The following is a 6247-nucleotide window of genomic DNA, read 5'->3' on the forward strand; positions in this document are numbered from 1 at the left end:
TAACGGCTTTGTTCTGTTTAAACGTCAAGGTAAGTATTTTTATAAACCTTGACTAACTGATTATTCTTATACAACCTATAAGAAATTCGAATAGGTACTCACAATGGATATTGACGCGCTGCGCAGCTTTTTAGCTTTTATAGATACAGGCAGTTTTACTCGTGCTGCAAAACAGGTGCATCGCACCCAAGCTGCAGTGAGTATGCAGATGAAAAAGCTCGAAGAAGATGTCGGTAAATGCCTATTTGAAAAACAAGGTCGATTATTAACCCTAAGCCAAGATGGTCGCCAGTTTAGTCACTATGCAAAACAACTCTTGCAACTCCATGATGAAACTTTACAGACGATGCGACACAGTGCGAGCAATACGCTGCTCAGACTGGGTTGCCCTGATGATTATGCCGACAACCTTTTACCTGTGCTGATTAAGCTCCTGCATGCGCAATTTAGTAACTTAGACTTAAGAGTAACTTGTTTACCAAGTTTTAAAATCAAACAATTATTGGATGCGGGCGATTTAGATCTGGGGCTTATTACCCGCTCTCCCGACTCCGAAGAAGGCCAACTTATATACCAAGATAAAGGTGTATGGGTGTATAACCCAGAGCACAGCGCGCACCTAAAAACACCTTTGCCGATTGCAGTATTTCAACCAGATTGTCGCTTTCACCAAGGTGCCATCGAAGGGCTAATGAAAGCAAAAATTCCTTTTCAAGTCGTCGCGAGTTGTAGCAGCCTTGCGGCTTTACTGGGTTTAGTAAAACAAGGTGTCGCCATCGGTGCAATCGCAAATATATCTACCGCAGACTATAGCGTGTTAAGTAACGCTGAGTTACCCACTTTACCCGGTGCTAATGTAGCTTTGATCCGCAGTCAAAGTCTGCGTAATCCAGTTTCCCAAGAGATTTATGAACAACTCAGTCAGACTATGAGAGCGTTTGCTATAAACTCGCTATAAAAAATGAAATATCTACACATCAGCTTTGACACTTTTTCACATTCTCATACATTCCGCCTACAACCGCTGACATTCCTCCAACAGACTCTAACAAGCTTGCGCTCTACTATGAGCACATCAAAACCAAACAGGAATGTTCATCATGAAAACTCGCGCACTATTATTAATGGCTTTATTATCATCAACGACTCTAATGGGCCAAGCTCAAGCATCTGAAGAAAAACACAAAGTTGGTATTCAACTTTCTGGTGGTGGTGCAGAATATAAAGGCTCAAGTAAAGACGGCGACGGTGTAGGCCAAGCATACCTTTATTATAACTACCAGTTTTCACCAATGTTGGCTTTAGAAGTCGGTTTAAACGGCGGCAGTGAAGCTGACGACTGGGAATGTACAGACATCGATGATAATAAATTCACGTGTAAAAATAACGACAAGCCGCTGTTTAACTTAGATGCGAATAAATTAGAGTACGGTAACCTAGTCGTTGCAGGTAAAGGTGAGTACTACCTAACAAAAAACAATAGCCTTTATGCTAAGTTAGGTGCGAACTTCTACGACTACGACATTAAACAAAACAGCAAAGTGCTGAATTCAGATGACGGCGTAGGCTTATTTGCAGAACTTGGCTGGGAATATGACTTCAGCAATGGTCTCGGTATCAATGCATCATATCAGTACATGGATATGGGTGATTTAGATACTTATACACTAGGTGTAGGTTTAAGTTATCGCTTTTAATCAAAAGTAATAAAGGTCTGCAATTGCAGACCTTTATTATTTGAAGCTAGTTAATTAAACACTAAGCATCGATCAATTGCTGCTGTAATTGATGGATTTCATCACGTAACTTGGCCGCTTTTTCAAACTCTAGCTCTCTAGCATGATGCATCATTTGTGTTTCAAGTGCGCTGATCTGCTCTGCAATTTGTTTCGGATCTAGATACCCCGCTTTAGGCTCTGCCACTTTTGCAGGTACCGGTGAGCTTGATGACTCATCGACACTTTCACCGACATCCATCACATCCGTGATTTTCTTATTCAATGCCGTTGGCACTATGCCGTGTTTTTCATTATAAGCTTCTTGTATTGAACGACGACGCTCGGTTTCTTCAATGGCTTTTTTCATCGATTTGGTGATCACATCACCATATAAAATTGCTTTACCATTTAAGTGACGTGCCGCTCGACCAATAGTCTGTATTAATGAGCGCGCTGAGCGTAAGAAGCCTTCTTTGTCTGCATCAAGAATTGCGACAAGAGACACTTCTGGCATATCGAGACCTTCTCGAAGTAAGTTAATGCCCACTAGCACATCAAATACGCCCTTACGTAAGTCGCGGATGATTTCCATACGTTCAACGGTATCAATGTCGGAGTGTAAATAACGAACTTTCACATCATGGTCATTCAGGTAGTCAGTTAAGTCTTCAGCCATACGCTTAGTTAAAGTAGTCACCAAGACGCGCTCTTTTTTCTCAACACGTTTATAAATCTCAGAGAGTAAATCGTCTACTTGTGACCCAACCGGGCGTACTTCTAATTCAGGATCAAGTAAGCCCGTCGGACGAATAACCTGCTCAGCTACGTCACCATTTGATTTCTCTAGTTCATAATCACCAGGTGTCGCTGATACATAAATCGTTTGTGGAGAAATCGCTTCAAACTCATCGAATTTTAGCGGTCGGTTGTCCATCGCCGATGGCAAACGGAACCCGTATTCAACTAAGTTTTCTTTCCGGCTTCTATCACCTTTATACATGGCGCCCACTTGAGAGACGGTCACATGAGACTCATCGATGATCATTAACGCATCATCAGGCAAATAATCGAGTAACGTTGGAGGCGGCTCACCCGGCGCACGGCCAGAAAGATAGCGGCTATAGTTTTCGATGCCTGAGCAATAACCAAGCTCGGTCATCATTTCAATATCGTATTGTGTACGCTGAGCAACTCGCTGTTCTTCAACTAAGCGATTGTCATCGAGAAGGCGCTTTCTTCTGTCTCTTAGTTCATCTTTTATTTTTTCAATGGCATCTAAGATTTTCTCCCGGGGAGTAACATAGTGGGTTTTCGGATAGATAGTTGCACGAACGATGTGTTTTTCAATGGCTCCCGTAAGCGGATCAAACAAGCTCAAACGCTCGATTTCATCATCAAACATTTCAACACGCACACCAATATCGTCCGATTCTGCAGGGAAGATATCGATCACCTCGCCTCTTACACGATAAGTACCCCGACTGAAATCAATGTCGTTACGAGTATATTGCAGCTCAGCTAACTTTCGAAGGATGTCGCGTTGGTCAACTGTATCACCGACTTTCAGCAGTAACATCATCTGCATATAAGAATCAGGATCGCCCAGACCATAAATCGCTGACACAGACGCAACAATAATGGTGTCTCGTCTTTCTAATAACGCTTTGGTTGCCGATAAACGCATTTGCTCGATGTGTTCATTTATCGACGCATCTTTTTCTATAAAGGTGTCACTTGCAACCACATACGCTTCAGGCTGATAGTAGTCATAATATGAGACAAAATACTCGACTGCATTTTCAGGAAAGAACTCTTTCATCTCACCATATAGCTGTGCCGCCAAGGTTTTATTGTGTGCAAGAATAATGGTCGGGCGATTCAGATTACTGATTATATTTGCCATGGTAAAAGTTTTACCCGTTCCCGTTGCACCCAATAAAGTTTGATGTGCAAGACCCGCTTCTAAACCATCGCACAATTGCGCGATAGCCGTTGGCTGGTCACCATTTGGTGAAAACTCGGAGTGAAGTTTAAATACATCAGTCATGTTTTAATTCCTGCTCAGGCACAGATTGCATACGGTTTAAACTCGCGCAGAACCAATTGTAGGCGACAATGGCTGTGACCAAATTACCGATTGCAGCACCAATAAATAACCCTTTCAGACCTGCTAAATGCGATCCTAAATAAGCGAATGGTACGAAAAACACAAACAATCTGATCACGCTCAGTAACAAGGCATTCATTGGTTTGTGAAGCGCATTGAATGAAGAATTACTTAAGATGATCACCCCTTGAAAACCGTAGCTCAATGGCATGATATAAATAAACAGCTCAATGATGCGTTGAACTTCTTTTTCAGCACCAAAGGTTTGACTAATTAAGCCTGAACAAATGAGTAATACGATATAAATAGCAAACTGCCAAACCATTACGAACTTTAATGTAGTTTTATAGGCTTCTGTCACACGCTGATAATTCTGCGCCCCATAATTTTGACTGACAAAAGGCGGTAATGTCATCGACAATGCAAGTACCACTAAACTCGCGATAGATTCAATGCGGCTACCTACACCAAAAGCTGCAACCGCTTCAGGCCCATAAGTTGCGACAATCGCTGTCATAACAGCCATGGCGATAGGTGTCAGCATATTCGCGCCTGCTGCAGGAAAACCAATTTTTAAGATTTTCTTCACAGCCTGCATAACACCCTGCTCTCCAGGGCTAACACTGAGTAGGCGCTTTTTCACTGCGAGTAAATAAAAGATAATGCCTACAGCCACAGACCAAGCAATGACACTGGCAATCGCGGCACCTTGAACACCTAGTTCAGGGAATGGGCCTATACCGAAAATAAGCAAAGGGTCGAGGATCGCATTTATCAAACCCGCAGCACCCATAATAATACTTGGCGTTTTAGTATCACCACTGGCACGTAGTACTGAATTACCAATCATAGGTGTGATTAAGAATACGCTACCCAAGAACCAAATAGACATATAGTCATATATATGTGGCATTACTTCAGCGTGAGCACCAAGTAGTTTAAAAATCGGCTCTATCATTAAAAAGCCAAATAAAGACAACAAGAACACCATCACTGCTGATAATAAAAGTGCAATGGTGGCATCAAACTTTGCCTCTTCGACTTTATTCGCACCCAGCGCTTTGGCAATCACCGCAGACGTACCGATACCCAAACCTATTGCAAGGCTAATGACCGTGAAAGTAACTGGGAAAGTAAAACTAACAGCAGCAAGCTCTTCAGTCCCTAACATACTAATAAAGAAAGTATCGACTAAATTGAACATCATCAGCGTGATCATGCCAAATATCATGGGAATGGTCATACGTTTGAGTGTGGACGGGATGTCCCCTTCAAGGATGTCATTGGAGACCTGAGACTGCTGCGCTAATGCCATATTAAATAGTAACCTTAAGATAAGCCCGACCAGTGGATTGAGCATTCTAGATCATCATGAAAACTAAACCCAGAGGATCGTGATCATTTATCAACAATAAATATTAATTGAACTCTGAGATCTTCACTTTTGAGTCGTTTAAACCCATCTATGCACCAAAAAAGCACAAAAACACCTTCCATAAGCACTTACTAACCTGTCGCTTTAGTAGTCACTGAGATTTTTTTGCACAAGTATGACGCTTATTTGACTATAAAAAATACTGCAATGAGCAAAAACCACCCAAACCAGAACAAAAAACAACAACCCATTGTTTTTATTGAACTAAAAAAATTTAGCAAAAAGTATTGCAAAGCTCCTAAAGCCCGACACATATGGCTTTGCAATACTTTTTAAAGATTAATAAACAATGTTATCCACAGATTCTGTGGGTAAGTGTCATAAAGCTAATAAAATAAAGACTTATAGCGCGATCAAAAGATCAGAAATACATCAATGGAAAAGGATCTTTGCTTCATTTATATGACAGAAAATGATCTTTAGTCATACATGTTGATAACTTTAAAGTTATCAACATGCGAATTCACCGTCTTAATATGTTCATATCACTTTTGTAACCCCTTATTTTAAAAGGCCAAATAGTAATCAGTAAAAAATTCTATGCTTCAAAACCTCTCTCTGTGTCTATTTTCTGCGCTGCACGAATAAATGAAACAAACAATAGTCTTCATAAATTATTGATCATGATCTTGATTAAAGAAGAAAACACCAGATCTCATTAAAAAGTTATATTTAAGGCCTTTGAGCAAAATATGACTCATACTGCGCAAAATAAACATTTTTAACTTTTTTAATCTCCGCAAAGTCGCTTTTTTGGATCTTTCCTACCTCCACAGAGTAAATTTGCGTTAAAAAATCGGCAAATCGGATATAAAATCAGCGGATAAACGGATTTTTTAAATTTCTGTCATTTTATTTGTTGACACCTTGGCAAGGGGTCATTAATATTTCGCCCCGTTGAGAGACACGCTTCCCCCTTAGCTCAGTTGGTTAGAGCGACGGACTGTTAATCCGCAGGTCCCCCGTTCGAGTCGGGGAGGGGGAGCC

General features: G+C 41.1%; 4 protein-coding genes and 1 tRNA gene. 3 read left to right on the forward strand and 2 right to left on the reverse strand.

Features of this window, described 5'->3' with window-relative positions; all coding sequences use genetic code 11:
• The first annotated feature begins 103 nt into the window (after positions 1 to 103).
• The gene (locus tag AC1HJP_RS20205) at positions 104 to 958 is read left to right on the forward strand and encodes a LysR substrate-binding domain-containing protein (protein WP_480363300.1); all 855 of its coding nucleotides are present in this window, start codon (positions 104 to 106) and stop codon (positions 956 to 958) included.
• A gap of 142 nt (positions 959 to 1100) precedes the next feature.
• On the forward strand, positions 1101 to 1697 hold the full coding sequence (locus AC1HJP_RS20210) for a porin family protein (RefSeq protein ID WP_480363301.1): 597 nt from the start codon (positions 1101 to 1103) through the stop codon (positions 1695 to 1697).
• Between the two features lie 61 nt (positions 1698 to 1758).
• On the opposite strand, the gene uvrB is transcribed toward AC1HJP_RS20210, so the two are convergent.
• Together uvrB and AC1HJP_RS20220 are read right to left on the reverse strand one after the other, a co-directional pair.
• On the reverse strand, positions 1759 to 3765 hold the full coding sequence (uvrB, locus tag AC1HJP_RS20215) for an excinuclease ABC subunit UvrB (protein ID WP_480363302.1): 2007 nt from the start codon (positions 3763 to 3765) through the stop codon (positions 1759 to 1761).
• A complete protein-coding gene (locus AC1HJP_RS20220; RefSeq protein WP_480363303.1) occupies positions 3758 to 5140 on the reverse strand; it encodes an MATE family efflux transporter in 1383 nt (460 codons plus the stop codon). The genes uvrB and AC1HJP_RS20220 overlap by 8 nt, the downstream gene beginning before the upstream one ends.
• A gap of 1031 nt (positions 5141 to 6171) precedes the next feature.
• Here AC1HJP_RS20220 and AC1HJP_RS20225 point away from each other — a divergent pair.
• Positions 6172 to 6245: transfer RNA gene (locus AC1HJP_RS20225), tRNA-Asn, on the forward strand.
• The last annotated feature ends 2 nt before the right edge of the window (positions 6246 to 6247 follow it).

It is taken from the genome of Pseudoalteromonas sp. NFXS53 (assembly GCF_056629255.1).

Bases quoted from the DNA above. Each gene is read 5' to 3' on its own strand.
- AC1HJP_RS20220 (WP_480363303.1), bottom strand. From the start codon at position 5,140: ATGGCATTAGCGCAGCAGTCTCAGGTCTCCAATGACATCCTTGAAGGG.
- uvrB (WP_480363302.1), bottom strand. From the start codon at position 3,765: ATGACTGATGTATTTAAACTTCACTCCGAGTTTTCACCAAATGGTGAC.
- AC1HJP_RS20210 (WP_480363301.1), top strand. From the start codon at position 1,101: ATGAAAACTCGCGCACTATTATTAATGGCTTTATTATCATCAACGACT.
- AC1HJP_RS20205 (WP_480363300.1), top strand. From the start codon at position 104: ATGGATATTGACGCGCTGCGCAGCTTTTTAGCTTTTATAGATACAGGC.